Origin of the sequence: Nocardia sp. NBC_01730 (assembly GCF_035920445.1) — a bacterium.
Taxonomy (GTDB): Bacteria; Actinomycetota; Actinomycetes; order Mycobacteriales; family Mycobacteriaceae; genus Nocardia.
The window spans coordinates 445503-463140 of record NZ_CP109162.1 but is presented as its reverse complement, the minus strand read 5'-3'; the positions used below and the strand labels follow the sequence as shown (position 1 = coordinate 463140).

Here is a 17638-nt window from a genome sequence, read left to right as displayed (position 1 = left end):
GGCCGGATGCGGCTCCCGCGTCCGGCTCGATCGGCTCCGGTCAGCGCGTCGCCATCGACTCCTGCGCACCGCCGCGCTCGGTGAGATCCGCCAACCTGCGACGCCGGAAATCCCGTGGCGTCTCGCCGAAACGCGCTTTGAACGCCGCGGAGAACCAGGCCGGGGTGAACCCACTGCGGATGGCCAGATCGCGGATAGGCACTGCCTCGCGTGCCGGGTCCTCGAGCAGGTCGCGGGCGGCGCGCAGCGCCTCGTCCCGACGCACATCACGGAACGTGGTACCCGACTGCTGCAGTACCGTTCGCAGCTGCCGGGGCGACCAGCCCAGCGCATGTGCCACCGCGGGCAATCGCACGTCGCCATGGCCGACGTGCGCCCGCACATATCGCCGAATCTGCTCGGCGATCTGCGCGTGATGGGCCCGCTGCGGTTGAGTGTCTCCGAGCGATAGCAAGGACAGCAGCTCGGCGATCCGATCACAGACCGCGTTGAACTCACGGTCGGACAGGTCCGACCGTTCGGTGTGGACATTGCGGATCATGGCCTGAGTGATCCGGCCGAGGCCGGAGCCCAAGTCGAGCACCCTGGCCCCCGGACCGGAAGACCCCGCCCGATGGTCGATCTCGGTGCGTGGCACCTGGAACGCGTACGCCGACAGTTCCGGGATGTATTGCTGCAACACGTCATCGAGGGCGGTCAGCGCCACGTGGCCGGGATGCGTCCAGGTCACCTCATCCCGATAACGGACCGAGTACAAGCCCCGTTGAGGAAGGACGACCCAGTAGAAGTCGTCGCAGGGAACGTGACGGATGTTGGTCCGCGTGCGGAAGGACGTGCAGGTTCCGCGCTGCTCCCAGCGCAGCAACCGATATACGGTCGACTCCTGAACCGTCAACCCCGAGTGCCACCGATCGGGATCGACGTACTCGTAGTCCATTGGAACGAAGCCGTTGGCAACCGTAGTCCACGACTTCGCATCACTCGCGGTCACCTCATAGCACTTCATGGTGACAATCCCAACCTATCGCCGTCGAGCCACCGATACCGTATTGTGCACCAACACAATACGGCTGCACCATAACAACGCTCGGTTCTATGTCGGATGGCTCGTCCGCGTTGTCGATGCCAGTCGTAGGTCCAGCACCGCGACGACGCCACACACCCGTGGTCTGAGACATTATTGCCAGGTCATTCCCGTCCGGTACTGCTGTGGCCGTTCACAACCACGCACCGACTGGTCGCGCGTGCTCTCACAGAACCCGTCGATCCGGTCCGGGGTCCAAGCCGAGCTGGGCACCCGGTGCGGCGAGGTCGCGCCGTCGCCGAGCGTGGACGACGGCACGGTGCTGATCCCGTCCGGTCACCTCCACAACGACCAGCTCGACGCGCTGGTCATCGAGCTGTCGCAGGACGCGCAGGTGGGCATCACCGCGACCATGGTCGAGGCAACCCCCGAAAAGATCCCGAACGCCGCCGATCAGGCGCACGCGCTGCTCGACATGGTGCAGCGGTCGCAAGCTGTCGCGGCTCGAACACACCGACAACTCAGCGGGACACTGTTCACCCACACCGTCACGGGCTAGATTTGCCACAACCAGATCGAACACGCGCCACTCGCTGTCACAAGCGTGTCGAAACGGCCGACTTCGTCACCAAAGAATGATGTCGTGCTAACGATCGCAGCACGCCCCGGCACAGGAGATGTCGCGTGCTTGACCGCTCGTAACCAGCCAACACCCCCTCAGGGAGATCCTTTGGAACCGCGAACCCGCAACCGACCAGGCAGACGCAACGCAGTCGCTACCACCCTCGGCACCGCGGCCCTGCTCGCCGCTACCCTGGGCGCGACCGACGCCACGGCACGTCCCATCGGCCCTTTCGACGTCGGCGGAGCTATCGAAGTCGAATACGACCAAGCAGGCGGCCCCGCCTTCTTCGGCGACCCCACCAGCCCCGAATCCGACGCCGCCAGCGGCGGCCGCTATCAAACCTTCCAGCGCAACGCCTCGATTTACTGGCATCCCCGCACTGGAGCGAACCAAATCGGCGGCGCCATCCGCGACAAATGGGGCAACCTCGGCTTCGAGAGCGGATTCCTCGGCTACCCCGTCACCCGCGAAGCCGCCACTCCCACCAAACCCGGCGTCTACAACCACTTCCAAGGCGGCTCCATCTACTGGTCCCTCGGCACCGACGCCCACCAGATCGGCGGCGCGGTCCGCGACAAATGGGGCAGCTACGGCTGGGAAAACAGCCCACTCGGCTTCCCCATCACCGACGAAACCGCCGCCCGCAAAGACAACGGCCGCTACAACCTCTTCGGCGGCGGCGCCATCTACTACTCCCCTCGCACGGGAGCCCATGTCGTCTGGGGCGCCCTGCGCGACACCTGGGAAGCCGCAGGCTCCGAAGCAGGCCGCTACGGCTACCCCACCAGCGACGAGTACGACTTCGAAAACGGCAAAGCCCAAGACTTCCAAGGCGGACGCATCACCTGGACCCCCTGAAACGATTCGTTGTCGTTTGCGCCATTACGACCGGAACCCCGGATCAGCGGGACAGCGCCCCGGCGACGACGCCGTTCACCATCACACGGACAGCCGCGGTCTCGGGCCGTGCTCCTTTCCGTCGCGAATGGCGGCGGCACAACAGAATGCCGATGTGGTATGCGACGAAGGCTCGGTCGAGCAGTTCGACCGCGCCGGGGTCGGGTTCAACCGTGCAGCCCACGTTCGAGCAGCGACCACGCGTGTATGGCCGTCTCCTCGCCCGAAGGCGGCGCCGTCTTCGCAAGCATCGCGGCGAGCATCGCGATTGCCATGACGACGTCCGTGGCCGTCACGTCCGCTCGCAGCGCGCCACGCCGGTCCGGGTCATCCAGCTTGCGGTTTATCAGGTTGATCAGGCGCCACGCGATCTGGATAAGGCGAGGGTCGTCCGTGCTGGTGGATCGAGCATCGCGATGAACGCAGCGGAAGAGGCAAGCTGGGCCACGATCACGGCGAGAACGTGGTCGACGGTCGCGTCCGGATCCGCCGCGATTGCCTCGACCTCACTGATGTTCTCCTCGAACTGCCAGCGCGATGCTTTCGCGATTCGGAAAGTGTCGATACGGCACGCCCTGCCCCACCCCGGCAGTGCGCGCGATCGAGCTGAGCTGCGCGTCGAAGCCGTTCTCCGCGAAGACCACCCGTGCGGCCCGAATCAGTGCGGCTCGGTTTCCCGGCGCCGCCTTCGGCCCGCGGTTCGCGCGGCGTGGTGCTGCTGCCATTCCTGAAACATCAGTGCACCGCATCCGGTCGCTCGGCCCGCCGCAAGGTGCACCGACGGACTCTCGCAGGATGTCAGCCCGAACCGCAGTCCGATTCGCGGTGGCCGCGACGAGGGAGAGCCTGCTGACGGTCGGATGTACTCCGGCGGACGCCTTCCTGCGCATCTTCTCTCTGAATCGGGCTGCGAAAAGCGGGACATGGGGAAGGCGCCGACAACACACGGCAGGGGGAGTTGCCGAATCCGACGGCTACTGTCAGCGGTCGGACTCGTCCCCGATGCCGATGGGTAGCCCGCCGCTGCGATGGGTGGCGAGGGTGACGGAGAGAGCCCGACGATCGAGCTTTCCACGCGGTGTGCGCGGCAGGCTGTCGACCACCAGGACTTGGACCGGCATACTCGGACTCGGCAAGGTCGCGCGCAGTTGTCGCCACATTTCGTCGGAACTCGGAACGTTGCCGTCCACCACGATCGTGGCGGCAGGCACCTCCCCCATTCGCGCATCGGGCACTCCGATGCAAGCGGCCTCCGCGATACCCGGTATCGCGATGAGCGCCGCTTCGACAGCGGCGGGTTCCACGTTGAGTCCCGCCCGGATGAGCATGTCGCTGTCCCGGCCGAACAACTGCAGGCGGCCACCGATCACTCGGCCCCGATCGCCCACCGACATCCACCCCTCGACGGGACCGTCCACCACACCGTCCTCGGTCAGATAGCCGTCGAACAACATGTCGCTGCGCACGAACACCAGGCCGTCTCGGATCTCCACCTCGACACCGTCGAACAGTTCGCCCCCCGAATCTTCGTCGGCTGTTCCGAGTCCCCGAGACAACGACACGAAACTCAATTCGGACGCGCCGTAGAAGTGTACGAGCGACGCGTTCGGCACGATCTCCTGCAGCGCTCGTCGGCCCGTGTACGGCCACCGGGCCGCCGAGGACAGCACCGCACGGACGCTCTCGACCGGAGCCATGCCCGACCGCACCACGTCCCAGGCGATCGTCGGCACCGAGTACAGGTGTGTGGCCCTGTCGTGCAGAGCCTGCGCGACAGGCCGCAGGTCGACCGTCGCGCCTCGGGTGAGGGCATGCAACGCGCCGTACAGAAAATGTGTGTGATCGAGGACGCCGGGCACCGAGACACGGCTACGGCTCGCGATGTCGAACGTGCCGTCGGAACGATCGAGTGTCGTGGCCCACGATCGTTGGTCGCGCACGAACAGCTTCGGTTCACCGGTAGTTCCCGAGGTGATGCCGACCAGCAGTTCGGTGTCGGGATACGCGTGGCCGACCGGACCGTCGGATTCCAGTGCGACAGCCGTCTGGACGGTCCCGTCGTATCCCAGCCGCCGCAACCGGCGGTGTTGTTGCGACGCAGCCACGACGGCACCGGGTTTCGCGAGTTCGAGCACCCTGGCCAGCTGACTCGGCAGCAAGTGCCGGTGCAGCAGTACGACGCTGACACCGGCATGCATCGCGGCCGTCACGACGACAAGCGATCCGACATCCGACGTGGGTAACACGGCAACCCGATTCATGCCGCCGAGCCCTGCGGCAGTGCGAGTGACCCTCGACCAGAACTCGCGGTAGTCGACGCTCTCGCGACTGGAAACGATGGCTGTCGACTCCGGGCAGTCGGCGGCCTGTCGGGCGATACGCTCAGCCGGCAATTCAGTCATCGTCCACTCCCCTCGCGGCAAGGGCGTCGCCCATCGCATCCGCGGTGCGCAGCGCCCGGACCAGCACGGGTGTGGCCAGTGCCGTCATCGACCATTGCAGCCCGCGGGCACGCCGTGCCTGAGCGACGTCGTGAACGATCCCGGCCAGCAACGGAACACACCGGATGGCCAGAGCCAGCAAGAGCCCCACCCGATCGGGATCGACGCCGACCTTCCGTAGCGGTCCGAGTGCGCGCGTCACGGTGTCGAGCAGGTCCGTCACGCGAGTGGTGAGCGTGACCAGTGCCGCGAGCGCCACCGAGATCAGCAGGACGCCGCACACGACGACAGCCCGCGCCGGCGAAGTGATCAACGCTTGGAACACGGCGATGATCAGCACCAACCACACCACCGGACGCAATTGCGCCAGAGCGACTTTCACCGGAATACCGGCCACCGCGAGCAATCCCGCCACCACCACACCGGCAACACCGACCTGCGGCGGGCTGTGCACGAACACCGTCGCCGTCACGATCGACACGATCAACAGCACCAGTTTCAGCCCGGCGGGCATCCGGTGCAGCAGCGAGTCACCCGGGAGGTACATGCCGATCATTCGACCAATTCCCGGTAGGCGGGAACGGCGTCGTCCGGGGTTCCATCGAACGCCACGCCACCGTCGGCGATGACGATGACCCGCTCGAAACTGTCCAACAGCGACAGCTGATGGGTCACCACGATCACCTGCTGGTTCATGGAATCCAGTGCCTCGGCGACCACGCGGGCGTTCCGCAGGTCCAGCAGGGTGGTCGGCTCGTCGGCGACGATCACCTCGGGCCTGCGGATGAGGACGGCGCCGATGGCGAGCAACTGCTTCTGACCGCCGGACAACAGGTGTGCGGGATGGTCGGCGTGCTCCTCGAGCCGGAACCGAACCAGCATCTCCTCGACGCGCGCCGCAACCTCCTGCTTGCTCAGCCCCGTTCGCCGCAATGAGAAAGCAAGATCCTCCGAGACCGTGGGCATGACGATCTGGGTGTCGGGATCGGTGAACACGAACCCGACCTTTCGCCGCACCTGTGCGCCCTTCCTGGCTGCGTCGACTCCGTCGACCGTGATGGTGCCGGAAGTCGGCGTCAACAGCCCGTTGATCATGCGCGCCAAGGTCGATTTGCCGGAACCGTTCGATCCGATGATGCCGATGCGCCGCTCGTTAATGCGTAAATCTATGTCGCGCAGGACTTTTCGATCGCCGAAGGCATGGCTCACCGAGTCGAAGACGATCTCACTCACGACTTCGCCTCGCTGGCGCTCGGCTCCGTCGTGCATGACCACACGCTGTGCCCTTGGTTCACTCGCTGACGCTCACTCACGGCACACGCTCCACAAGCATCGCGATGCCTTGCCCGCCGCCGATCGCGCATGCCGCGAGCCCGACTGCCGCTCCGCCCTCGCGGAGCATCTGACTTGCCAGCCGCACCAATAAGATGGCTCCCGACGCACCCCAAGGATGCCCCAGTGCGATGGCGCCGCCCTGTGGACAGATCTTGGACTCGTCCAGTCCCAATTCATCCGACACTGCCAGCACCACCGACGCGAAGGCCTCGGTGATCTCGATGACATCGAGATCCGCCGCGTGGAATCCGGTTCGCCGCAACAGTTTGCGTATTGCCGGCACCGGTCCGAGACCGGGAAAGGCAGGATCGGATCCGGCCACCGCGGAACCGAGTATCCGCAGCGCGGGCAGCCCCGCTGCCAGCGACTCATTGGTGACCGCCACTACCGCAGCCCCGTCGGAGATGCCACACGAGTTGCCCGCGGTCGCCGTTCCGCCTGCCCCGAAACCGGGGCGCAGCCGCGCGAGCCTGGCCTCGGTCATACCTGCGCGAATACGTTCGTCCCGGTGCACATCGCCGATCGGCACGATCTCCGCCGAGAAGTCGGCCGCCGCGGCGAGCGTGTGCGAGCGCGTCGCATAGGCATCCTGCCGCTCACGGCTGATACCACGGACTCGCGCGAGATCGTCCGCGGCGACACCCATGTCGGGATCGGGAAAGCCTTGCGGCGCAAAGGGAGCGCGGGTGTATCGCACCGGGTCGGCGCCTGATATCGGCGGCCAGAACCGCCACGGCGCCGTGCTCGCCGATTCGACGCCACCGGCCAGAATGAGTTCGTCCGCGCCGCTGCGCACACGCAACGCCGCCTGCATGACCGCGTCGAGGCCGGATCCGCACTGACGATCGATGGTGACGCCGGGAACGTGCCCGCCGAGGCCGGCCTGCAATGCCGCGATTCGAGCCGGATCACCGCCCGGCCCGAGGCAGTTGCCGAGGACCACATCGTCGACCTCGGCATCGATCCCGGCACCACGCAGCGACGACAGCACGTCGCGCAGCACAGGGGCGGCCAGATCAGTGGTAGTCAGATCGGCGAACCCGTGCCCGGCGTTGCCGATCGGCGTCCGGCGTGGCGCTACGAGAACGGGGATGTGGTTCATGTCAGCAAATCTTTCAGCCGACCACGGGCAACCTTGCCGTTGGCAGTCCGCGGCAGCGAACTGAGCAGCACCCAGCGACGGGGCATCGCCTCCCTCGTCAGCACCCGACGTGCTCGCGTCCGAACCTCGCCGATCCTCGCGGCGCCGTCGAGTTGCACTGCAGCCGTGACAATTTCGCCGAACACGGCATGCGGCGATCCGACTACGGCCGCGGCGGCGACGCCGTCGAGCGTCTCGAGGATGCGCTCGACATCCTCGGCGACCACGGTGGTGCCGCCGACATTGATCGCATATTCGCCCCTGCCCCGGACCGTCAGCTCGCGATTGTCCCCGAGCTCCACGAGGTCACCGACACCGAACCACTCGGGCGCTCCGATCACACGGTAGGGGGACCGGACGTAGAGCAGCCCACCGCGAACGTCGGCATCGACGCCGTCCACCAGTCGAAGCGGCTCGGGAACGCGCCGCGCGGCGACCAGTGAGACTTCCGCGGACCCGTAGTACTCGATGATCTCGATGCCGACCGCCGCTGTCCGAGCGCCGTCGTCCAGGGCGATGCCCGCGACGATTGCGGTACGCAGCTTCGGAGCACCACGGACCACCTCACGCAGAACAGCGGGGACAGCGTGCACCACTGTGGCCTGCGACACGTCGTCGGTGACGCACGCACCTCGCCACAGCGCATGCAGCGCACCGAACAAATGCATCGTCGCGTGCAACGGGCCGGTGATCAGCACACGGTCCGCGGTCTCGACGCCGGTGATCGTGGTGAACGCCGGGAAACTGTCGAACCAGGATGCCGCCGTCCGGGCGAGCGGCCGCGGACGTCCGGTGGAGCCGGATGTCGCCACCAGCAGAAACGCTGACGGCGGAATGCTCGGGCGGTGGGGACGCGCATCGGGATTCTCGACTGTCACCGGGACGCCGCGCCGCGCCGCGGCACAGACGCAGATCAAAGCGTCCGGAACCGCGAGCGTCGACGCGTCGTAGACGACCGCGCGCGGTCCCTGCCGGTCGATCCACTGCGCGATCGCATCGTCGAGTTGCCGGTAGGTGTAGGTGCGGCCGTCGAAGTCGATAGCAGGCTGATCCCCCCGGCCGCCGAGTTCGGGACTATGCACCGATCACACCGGGGTACGCACGGTGCACTCCCTTGGCGACCACGGTCGCGACGACAACTTTCACCAGGTCGCCTGGAATAAACGCGAAGTTGGTGGTGACGGCGGGCCCGACCCCCAGATCGGTACGGAGCAGGAGCCCGATAGTGCCGAAGAGATAGATGATCAGAATCCCGCCGGCCGCATTGACGAGCAGACCGAGAACGATCGGGTATCGCGGCAGAATCCGGGCGGTCAGCAGGCCGATGAACAGGGCTGCGGGAATCCAGCCGATGAGGTAACCGGCACTAGGCCCTGCCAGCGCGGTCAATCCGGTACGGCCACCGGACAGCAGCGGCAAGCCGATCATCGTCAGCGCGAGGAAGACCGCCACGGCCGCCGTGCCCTTGCGGCCCCCGAGCACCGCGCCGGCCAGGATGACACCAAGAGTCTGCACGGTGATCGGCACACCACTGAATCCCACCGTGATGGCGCCGGGCAGACCCAACGCGGCGATCAGCGCCGCGAACACGGCGATCTGCGCCATGTCCCGCGCGGGAATACCGATCCTCGACTCCCGGGAGTTCTCGACACCCTCCACGACGACATCCTTCGCTACAAAACTTGAACGACGTTCAAGATAGCAGGCCGAGCGTGGCGGCGGGCCGCCCGAATCCGGGTTGCGGCACCGATGCACAAGCCCGGCCGGACTCCTAGACTTGGAAACTGCGGCAACGGTCGGCCGTCGAGGCGCCACCGCGACTCGGCGATCGGCATATCTCGAAGTCCCGATCCAGCCAGGGCCCGAATTTCCGCCCGTTCCCGGAGGAGGCCGCATGCCCGATCCGTCTCACATGAAAGTCTGTCTGTTCGGCCGGGGTTGCACCTGCCCCACCATCACGCTGTTTCTCGCCCCGGAGCCTCTGATCCCCGGCGGGAGCATATTGCACCTGCTCGAACAGGCACCGCTCGCCGGCGGCACAGCCGCGCCGAGCCTAGATGCGGGATTGGTCGAGTTGGTGCAGACCGACTCGGCTTCCGCCGATCCGGGACGGCTGGTGCGTATCGAGTTCCGGGCGTTCCGGCCCGATCTTCCCGATCCGGGCCCGGTCCGTGCCATCCTGCACGACCATCACATCTCCGACACCGCGCCGATGGGTCTGGACTTCGGCGACCCCGCCGAGCTGACGCGGCTGGCGCTGCTCCCGGAGCGGCTCATCGGATTCCGCCGCACCGAGGACTTCCAGCAAGACGCGACACGCAGTGCGATGTTCGCGGTGTACCGCCACTTCGATGTCGATCAGCGCATCCGCCTGATGTATCACGGCTTCGCCGATCCCGCAACGGGCTGGTTCACACTGCGCACCGCGATCGCCTGAACGCTCGGTGGCGGACTTCCGATCAGGGGCGCGGTGTCCCGTCGACCGATGCTCCGCCGGCATGGCGCTCGCCCATCCGCTCGTCGGGCCGACCCCTGCCAACTCGCGAAGTAGATCGAGTGCCCGCGCCAGTCACTCGCGCGGTGGGGCAAGATCGACGATATGGGCTCCACCCCGGGACAGCGTCTCCCCGAGAAGATCAACGACTTCCGCGTGCTCGCGCACTCCCGATTGGATGATTTCCCGCGCATCGAAATTCCGGATGCTCCGGATACACGCCGCGCGGCGGTTCTGCTGTGCGTGGTTGCGCAGGCCGACGGACGGCTGTCAGTGATCGTCATCAAACGGGCCTACCGTGGCCGCAACGCCGGCCAGTGGGCACTGCCCGGCGGCCGGCTCGACGACGGCGAGACTCCGGAACAAGCCGCGGTGCGCGAATTACACGAAGAACTCGGCCTCACAGCAGATCCTGCCGATCTCATCGGCAAGCTCGACGACTTCCCCGCCGCATCGGGATTCGCGATCACCCCGATCGTCGTGGCGCTGACCGACACCACCGATCTACGCCCCAGCCCCGACGAGGTCCACTCCGTGCACCTGGTCGATCTCGCCCGGCTCGCCGCCGAGAACACCCCGCGCTGGGTCCACGCCGACGACGCAGTACGACAAACAGCACTCCACGACGACGCCCCGCCGACCGACGAAACCGGCCTTCTGCAAATGCGACTCGGCCCGAACATGACCATCCATGCACCGACCGGCGCACTGCTCTGGCAATTCCGCGAGATCGTTCTCCTCGGCCGAACCGCGTCCGCCGCCCGAGTCGCCCACTTCACCCAGCCCGATTGGACCCACCGCTAGCCCGCGCTCAACCGGACAGCGGCTGCGGCTGCGCACCTGCGCACTGTCGCTCGAGGCGAGTCCGTTCTGCGGTGCTCGATGATTTCCACTGCGGATGAAGCGGGCGAACAGGGATCGTGGCGCATTCCGCGGCATCTATACCGACGTGACGTCAGTCTGCGGAGACTTCGCTGCGGTCTCCGCTCCAGAGGGTGTGGAACTTGCCGTCCGCATCGATGCGCTCGTAGGTGTGTGCACCGAAGAAGTCCCGCTGGCCTTGGGTGAGAGCAGCCGGGAGCCGCTCGGCGCGCAGGGCGTCGTAGTACGACAGCGACGATGCGAAGGCAGGCACCGGAATTCCGAGCAGGGTGGCCGTGGAAACGACACGCCGCCAGCTGTCGATGGCCGTTTCGATCGCGTCACGGAAGTACGGCGCGAGGATCAAGCTAGGCAGTGCGGGGTTCTCGTCGTAGGCATCCTTGATCCGGTTCAGGAATCGAGCCCGGATGATGCAACCGCCGCGCCAGATCGTCGCCAAGTCGCCGGGGTGCAGGTCCCAGTTGTATTCCGCACTGCCTGCGGCAATCTGGTCGAAGCCCTGCGCGTACGCGACAACTTTCGACGCGTAGAGGGCCTGACGAATGTCTTCAGTGAATTGTGCTGTGTCGGTGGGCTTTTCACCGAGTTTGCCCGAAGCGAGACCGGCCGCGGCTTTCCGCTGCTCGCGGGAACCGGACAGCGCTCGCGCGAATACCGCCTCGGCGATCCCCGTCACCGGTACACCGAGATCGAGTGCGGCCTTCACAGTCCAGCGACCGGTGCCCTTCTGCTCGGCCGCGTCGACGATGACATCGACGAGCGGTCGGCCCGTTTTCGCGTCGACCTGGTTCAGAACCTCAGCCGTGATCTCGACGAGGTAGCTTTCCAATTCTCCAGAATTCCACTGGGTGAACACCTCGGCGATCTGCTTCGCGTCGAAGCCGAGCGCATCGCGGAACAGATGGTAGGCCTCGCCGATGAGCTGCATATCGGCGTACTCGATGCCGTTGTGGACCATCTTGACGAAGTGCCCGGAGCCATCGGGGCCGATATGTGTGCAGCACGGCGTCCCGTCGACGTTCGCCGCGATCGATTCCAGCAGCGGTCCGAGCGAGTCGTAGGACTCCTTCGGACCGCCGGGCATGATCGCGGGACCGTTCAGCGCGCCCTCCTCGCCGCCGGAGATGCCGGCGCCGACGAAGTTCAGTCCGCGCTCCTGCATTGCGGCTTCACGCCGAATGGTGTCGGTGTAGAGCGCGTTACCACCGTCGATGATGATGTCGCCCGGCTCCATGGCGGCGGCGAGCTCCTCGATAACGGCGTCTGTCGGATCGCCCGCCTTGACCATGATCAGCACCCGGCGCGGCTTCTCGAGTGCCGCGACGAACTCTTCGATGGTTTCGGTGCGCACGAAGTCGCCGTCCGCCCCGTGTGCCTCGAGGAGTGCGTCGGTCTTGGCGATGCTGCGGTTGTGCAGTGCCACCGTATAGCCATGCTTGGCGAAGTTTCGGGCGATGTTGCTACCCATGACCGCCAGGCCGGTAACCCCGATCTGTGCGCGCGCTGTAGAGGACGCCATGAACCCGCTCTCTTCGTTCGATAGATGTAATTGGGTGACCGCGCGACGCTGCGCGGCGGCATCGTGGAGTTCTTCCACAACACCTCGACCTTTCTACCCCTTATCCTCACAGCAATGAACGAGCGACGTCCGCTGCCCTGCTGTCTCGGCATGGTCGCCGCGATCACTCGCCGATGCGCGCCAAGGTATCGGCTACTCGCTCCAGATGCTCGGCCATCGCCGAACGCGCGCCCTCCGGCGAGCCCACCTCGATAGCTCGGACAATGGCCTCGTGTTCCCGATCGGAATCGGCGCGGCGGTCTTGGGTCAGGTTGAGGAACTCCGACTGGATATCCAGCGCCCTCCGGGTGTCCGCGACCAGGGTAGCCAGCATCTTGTTTCCACTGGCGGCCGCGATCGCGGTGTGCAACTCGCCGTCGTATCGGACCCATTCGTGGTCATCCGTGGCGGCGGCAAGTTTTCCGAGCATTTCGACAAGCCGCTGTAGTTGGTTCGGTGAGCGACGTTCGGCCGCGAAGCCCGCGGTGGGGATCTCGATGAGCTGGCGAGCCTCGATCAGGTCTTCGGCATCGACACCCGCGAACGTCAGTTGCGAGCTCTCCTTCTTGGAGACGACGAAAGTGCCTCGACCGGTTCGTGTCTCGGTGAGACCCAAGGTCGCGCAGGCATGCAGCGCCTCACGGACCACCGGACGGCTCACGCCGAACTGTTGAGCCAAGGCGAGCTCGGCGGGTAAGCGGTCGCCTACCGCGTATTCCTCGCTTTGGATCAGGCTTTTCAGCCGACGAAAGACCGCTTCTGTGGCGCCGATGCGCTGGACCCGTCCTTCTTCGACCGTCACGTGACCAAGTATGGAGATCCGCTGTTGTGGCGTCAAAACGCTCCGTCCAGCAGGTATTCACGGCGGGAACTCCGGCGTTGACAACGGATGTGACCTACATTACGGTAAACCTGTCTTACAGCCTGACAGCATGGCAGCTTTACTGACCCGTCGCTCTCGATGAGGGGGAGCGGCGGGCTGTCCCGGAGGCTGGAGCAGGCCCAAGGAAGGTTTCGATGACACACCACGACGAACTGTCGGCCCGGCCAGCCGCGACACCAGCACCGAAGCTCGACCTCGGCGATGTCGGCTATCACAAACGGCTGCGCAAGCGCCACCTACAGATGATCGCGATCGGCGGGTCGATCGGCACCGGACTATTCCTCGGTGCCAGCGGACGCATGGCACTCGCCGGGCCGTCACTGGCCATCGTCTACATCGTGTGCGGCATCTTCACGTTCATGGTCGTGCGCGCGCTCGGCGAGTTAGTGATGTACCGCCCCTCGTCCGGGGCGTTCGTCTCCTATGCGCGCGAATTCCTCGGCGAGCGCGGAGCATATTCGGTCGGCTGGCTGTACTTCCTGAACTGGTCGACCACACTGGTCGCCGACATCACCGCCGTTGCGCTGTACGCGCACTTCTGGTCGCTGTTCGTACCGATACCCCAGTGGGTGCTCGCACTCATCGCGCTGGCTGTAGTCGTGGGACTCAACGTCGTGTCGGTGCGGTTGTTCGGTGAGCTCGAGTTCTGGTTCGCGTTGGTCAAGGTCGGCACCATCGTCGCGTTCATGGTGCTGGCCGTGGTATTCATCGTCACCGGCACCTCCGTCGACGGAAACGTCCCAGGCATCTCGACGATCGCCGACAACGGCGGCTTCTTCCCGCGCGGTCTGGCTCCGATGCTGACCATCGCGCTCGGGGTGGTGTTCGCGTTCGGCGGGACGGAGATGATCGGCGTGGCCGCGGGCGAATCCGACAACCCCGGCGCCGTCGTTCCGAAGGCGGTCAACTCCATTATGTGGCGGATCATCCTGTTCTATGCCGGCTCGGTTGTCCTGTTCACGCTGCTGCTGCCGTGGACGGCGTACTCCCCCGACGAGAGCCCATTCGTCACGGTGATGAGTTCGATGGGGATCCCGCACGCTGGTGACGTCATGAATCTGGTGGTTCTCACCGCCGCGATGTCGAGTCTGAATGCGGGTCTGTACGCAACTGGTCGTACCCTCCGGTCGATGGCCGTGGCCGGGACGGCGCCCCGCTTCGCCGCGCGGATGAACCGCCATGGTGTTCCTTACGGCGGGATCCTGATCACCAGTTCGGTCGGCATCGCCGGTGTTGTGCTGAATCTGCTCGTACCGCACAAGGCATTCGAGATCGTGCTGAACCTGGCCGGGTTGGGCATCGTCGGCACCTGGGCGTCGATCATGATCTGTCACTGGATATTCGTGCGGAAGTCCCAGCGGGGCGAGTACCGTCGACCGGAATTCCAGCTGCCCTTCGCCCCTGTCCTCAACATCCTGACCCTCGGCTTCCTGGCCGTGGTCGTCGGACTGATGTTCTTCGACGCGGAGATCGGGCGGATCACCCTCGCGGTGTTCACCGTCGTCGTCGCCGCCATGATCGCGGGATGGTTCCGGATCAGGGGCCGTCTCGATCCGGACGTTCTCGGCCCTGTTGATCGGCCCGACGCGGCGACCGGTGGAGTGCTGGGCGAATGAACTACCGAGAAACACCTGTCCGCGAGACATCGACGTCGGCTCCGGCGACAATTGCGGCACATCGCCTCTCGGCATTGCGGGTCCATATCCTCTACACCGGAGGCACCTTCGGGATGGCCGACGGGGGCGCGGGTATGTGCCCCCGCTCGGGGATCGGCGATGAAATCACGGACATCATCACCCAATTCGAGGAAGCGGAAGGCAAGTCGGTCGAGTTCCGATACGCCGAGTTCGACCGCGTCATCGATAGCGCCGATGCCGGCCCCGAGACCGCATGCCGAATTGCCGAGTGGGCGCGGTCCGACACCGAATCAGCACAGCCGGACGGTGTCGTCGTCATCCACGGAACCGACACCATGGCCTACGCGGGTGCCCGCATGGCGTTCGAATTGCGGGAGATCGCTGTTCCGGTGGTGCTGACCGGCGCCCAGATACCCCTGGGCCACCCTGGCAGCGACGCGCGAGACAACCTGCACCTGGCATTGAATTCGATTGCCGCGCGACCGGGCCCAGGAACATTTATCGCGTTCGGCTCGGCACTGCATCGCGCCGTGCGAGCCAGCAAACGTGCCTGCGACAACTACGACGGCTTCACGACACTCGGCGAATTCGCACCACCCCTGTCCCCGCCTCGGGCACCCGAAGCGCGGAGACACAGTGCAGCGACCCGCTTGCCGGTCGGGTTGCTCACGGTGTTTCCCGGCATGCATGCCGACCTGCTCGCCGCAGCAATTCGTCATTACCCCGGCGGGATCATCCTCGAATGCTATGGCTCCGGCACATTGCCAGTGGACGGGTCGGAAACAATCGAGGCGATCCGGAACGCAACTCGGCACGGGACGCCGGTCGTCGTCATCACGCAATGTGACAGCGGTTCGGTTGATCTCGAGCGATACCGGCCCGGACGCGCCCTGCTGGACGCGGGCGCCATCGGCGGAGGGGACATGACCAGAGAGGCGGCGCTCGCCAAACTCGGCTACCTCGTCGATCGTGGGCTCTCCGGTCGAGAATTGCACCGTTGGATGACGACCAACCTGCTCGGCGAGTTGTCGAATCCTGCCGCGCCCAGAGCAATCCATACCCAAGACACCCACCTGACTGCCTGGAGTCGATCATGACCGACAGCACCCGCACCGAACGTGACTCTCTGGGCACCCGTACCGTGCCCGGCAGCGCGTACTGGGGCATCCACACCGCACGCGCGCTGGACAATTTCGCCATCACCGGCGACAGCATCGGACGATACCCCGCGCTCATCGTTTCGCTCGCCGCGGTCAAGCAGGCCGCCTGCCGCGCCAACCGGGAACTCGGCATCCTCGACGCCCGCCGCGCCGACGCGATCGAAGCAGCCTGCCACGAGATCAGGGCCGGCGCGCTGCACGATCAATTTCCTATCGACCCGATCCAAGGCGGCGCGGGAACCTCGACGAACATGAACGCCAACGAGGTCATCGCCAACCGGGCGCTGGAGTTGCTCGGTTACGACCGTGGAAGCTACACCGAGCTCGATCCGCTCGACCATGTCAACCTCGGCCAATCCACCAACGACGTGTATCCGACAGCCATCAGACTCACTGTCGTGCACCACATCCGGGAACTCGGCACCGTGTTGGGCCGCCTCGCGGACACCTTCGGCGGCAAGGCGACCGAATTCGCCGATGTCATCAAAATGGGCCGCACCCAGTTGCAAGACGCCGTGCCGATGACGCTGGGACAGGAATTCGGCACCTTCGCGGTCATGGTGCGCGAGGATCGCGATCGGCTCGAGGAAAGCATCGCACTGCTGTGCGAAAGCAATCTCGGCGGCACCGCGATCGGAACCGGAATCAACGGCCATCCGGGCTACCCCGCACTGGCATGCGCACACCTGGCCGAGCTCACTGGCGAACGCGTCACACCAGCGGCCAACCTGATCGAAGCGACCCAGGATTGCGGCGCCTTCGTCCAGGTGTCCGGAATCCTCAAGCGGGTCGCGGTCAAGCTGTCGAAGACGTGCAACGACCTGCGTCTGATGTCATCCGGTCCCACAACAGGTTTTGGTGAAATCAACCTGCCCCCGGTGCAAGCGGGGTCATCGATCATGCCGGGGAAGGTCAACCCGGTCGTTCCGGAGATCGTCAACCAGGTCGCGTTCGAGGCCATCGGAAACGACCTGACCGTCACGATGGCAGCCGAGGCCGGGCAACTGCAACTCAATGCCTTCGAACCGATCATCGCCTACAGCTTGCTGCGCACCACGACACACCTGACCGCCGCCGTCGACGCCTTGGCAACCAAATGCGTCGCGGGCGTCACCCCCAACCGCGACCGCTTGGAACAAGGTGTCCGACGCTCCATCGGCATCGTCACCGCGCTGACCCCGCACATCGGATACACCGCCAGTGCCGTCATCGCCAAACAAGCGCTGCAAACCGGACAATCCGTCAGTGACATCGCAATCGAACTCGGCTTCCTCGCGCGCGAGACAATCGACGAAATCCTCGCGCCCCGCCGACTCGCGGGCCTCACCGGCCCCTCGGTGGAAACCACCGGGCCCCGCCAATAGCCCATGTCACCGGTGGTGACACAAACCGATGTGATGACGTCGGACCTAGGCCATGCCTCCCAATCGGGTTCTCGCAATCGTCCCTTGGTGACGGGTATGCCACGTCGGCAACCAGTCGGCTGATTATTACGATTATCGTATAGTATGAATCTCGTAGTCAATCTGCTGCTCATGCGCACGTTCGTCGATCGAAGGGT

18 protein-coding genes are annotated in these 17638 nt (G+C 65.6%); 7 read left to right on the top strand and 11 right to left on the bottom strand.

Translation table 11 applies throughout. The features are described from left to right. Positions 1 to 40 precede the first annotated feature (40 nt). Positions 41 to 1006 carry an AraC family transcriptional regulator gene (locus OHB12_RS02185; protein WP_327115652.1) on the bottom strand — a complete coding sequence of 322 codons (966 nt, stop codon included), beginning with the start codon at positions 1004 to 1006 and terminating at the stop codon, positions 41 to 43. Between the two features lie 238 nt (positions 1007 to 1244). On the opposite strand from OHB12_RS02185, the gene OHB12_RS02180 reads away from it, so the two are divergent. Further along, positions 1245 to 1583: a hypothetical protein gene (locus tag OHB12_RS02180; protein WP_327115650.1), complete on the top strand. Its 339-nt coding sequence runs from the start codon at positions 1245 to 1247 to the stop codon at positions 1581 to 1583. A gap of 171 nt (positions 1584 to 1754) precedes the next feature. Then, the gene (locus OHB12_RS02175; RefSeq protein ID WP_327115648.1) at positions 1755 to 2507 is read left to right on the top strand and encodes an LGFP repeat-containing protein; all 753 of its coding nucleotides are present in this window, start codon (positions 1755 to 1757) and stop codon (positions 2505 to 2507) included. A 206-nt stretch (positions 2508 to 2713) separates the two neighbouring features. Here OHB12_RS02175 and OHB12_RS02170 read toward each other — a convergent pair whose 3' ends face one another. The 8 genes from OHB12_RS02170 to OHB12_RS02135 all read right to left on the bottom strand — a co-directional run bounded on the left by OHB12_RS02170 (position 2714) and on the right by OHB12_RS02135 (position 9122). Beyond that, positions 2714 to 2842 (bottom strand): hypothetical protein, encoded by a 129-nt coding sequence (locus OHB12_RS02170; RefSeq protein ID WP_327115646.1) that lies wholly within the window; start codon positions 2840 to 2842, stop codon positions 2714 to 2716. A 210-nt stretch (positions 2843 to 3052) separates the two neighbouring features. Then, entirely contained in the window at positions 3053 to 3271 is a 219-nt protein-coding gene (locus OHB12_RS02165; protein WP_327115644.1) for a helix-turn-helix domain-containing protein, read from the bottom strand. A 255-nt stretch (positions 3272 to 3526) separates the two neighbouring features. Then, a complete protein-coding gene (locus tag OHB12_RS02160) occupies positions 3527 to 4948 on the bottom strand; it encodes an AMP-binding protein (protein WP_327115642.1) in 1422 nt (473 codons plus the stop codon). After that, a complete protein-coding gene (locus tag OHB12_RS02155) occupies positions 4941 to 5543 on the bottom strand; it encodes an energy-coupling factor transporter transmembrane component T family protein (protein WP_327115641.1) in 603 nt (200 codons plus the stop codon). Before OHB12_RS02155 ends, OHB12_RS02160 begins: the two co-directional genes overlap by 8 nt. Continuing rightward, entirely contained in the window at positions 5540 to 6220 is a 681-nt protein-coding gene (locus tag OHB12_RS02150; RefSeq protein ID WP_327115639.1) for an energy-coupling factor ABC transporter ATP-binding protein, read from the bottom strand. Before OHB12_RS02150 ends, OHB12_RS02155 begins: the two co-directional genes overlap by 4 nt. A 76-nt stretch (positions 6221 to 6296) precedes the next feature. Continuing rightward, entirely contained in the window at positions 6297 to 7424 is a 1128-nt protein-coding gene (locus OHB12_RS02145) for a thiolase family protein (RefSeq protein WP_327115637.1), read from the bottom strand. Beyond that, a complete protein-coding gene (locus tag OHB12_RS02140; RefSeq protein ID WP_327115635.1) occupies positions 7421 to 8545 on the bottom strand; it encodes a class I adenylate-forming enzyme family protein in 1125 nt (374 codons plus the stop codon). Before OHB12_RS02140 ends, OHB12_RS02145 begins: the two co-directional genes overlap by 4 nt. Beyond that, on the bottom strand, positions 8538 to 9122 hold the full coding sequence (locus tag OHB12_RS02135) for a biotin transporter BioY (RefSeq protein WP_327115633.1): 585 nt from the start codon (positions 9120 to 9122) through the stop codon (positions 8538 to 8540). The genes OHB12_RS02140 and OHB12_RS02135 overlap by 8 nt, the downstream gene beginning before the upstream one ends. 235 nt (positions 9123 to 9357) lie before the next feature. On the opposite strand from OHB12_RS02135, the gene OHB12_RS02130 reads away from it, so the two are divergent. After that, positions 9358 to 9900, top strand: a complete 543-nt coding sequence (locus OHB12_RS02130; protein ID WP_327115631.1) for a hypothetical protein — start codon at positions 9358 to 9360, stop codon at positions 9898 to 9900. A 162-nt stretch (positions 9901 to 10062) separates the two neighbouring features. Then, positions 10063 to 10761: an NUDIX hydrolase gene (locus tag OHB12_RS02125; RefSeq protein ID WP_327115629.1), complete on the top strand. Its 699-nt coding sequence runs from the start codon at positions 10063 to 10065 to the stop codon at positions 10759 to 10761. Between the two features lie 151 nt (positions 10762 to 10912). Here the strand turns inward: OHB12_RS02125 and gndA are convergent, their stop codons facing one another. After that, positions 10913 to 12358, bottom strand: coding sequence for an NADP-dependent phosphogluconate dehydrogenase (gene gndA, locus OHB12_RS02120; protein WP_327115628.1), 1446 nt, complete (start codon positions 12356 to 12358; stop codon positions 10913 to 10915). Positions 12359 to 12521: 163 nt separating this feature from the next. Beyond that, positions 12522 to 13199, bottom strand: coding sequence for a FadR/GntR family transcriptional regulator (locus OHB12_RS02115; RefSeq protein ID WP_327115626.1), 678 nt, complete (start codon positions 13197 to 13199; stop codon positions 12522 to 12524). 215 nt (positions 13200 to 13414) lie between these two features. Between OHB12_RS02115 and OHB12_RS02110 the strand changes: the two genes are divergently transcribed. The 3 genes from OHB12_RS02110 to OHB12_RS02100 are packed head-to-tail and all read left to right on the top strand — an operon-like array spanning position 13415 to position 17441. Continuing rightward, positions 13415 to 14896 carry an amino acid permease gene (locus OHB12_RS02110; protein WP_327115624.1) on the top strand — a complete coding sequence of 494 codons (1482 nt, stop codon included), beginning with the start codon at positions 13415 to 13417 and terminating at the stop codon, positions 14894 to 14896. Beyond that, the gene (locus tag OHB12_RS02105) at positions 14893 to 16014 is read left to right on the top strand and encodes an asparaginase (RefSeq protein ID WP_327115622.1); all 1122 of its coding nucleotides are present in this window, start codon (positions 14893 to 14895) and stop codon (positions 16012 to 16014) included. The genes OHB12_RS02110 and OHB12_RS02105 overlap by 4 nt, the downstream gene beginning before the upstream one ends. After that, complete coding sequence (locus tag OHB12_RS02100; protein ID WP_327115620.1) at positions 16011 to 17441, top strand: aspartate ammonia-lyase; 1431 nt, start codon at positions 16011 to 16013, stop codon at positions 17439 to 17441. The genes OHB12_RS02105 and OHB12_RS02100 overlap by 4 nt, the downstream gene beginning before the upstream one ends. Positions 17442 to 17638: the final 197 nt, after the last annotated feature.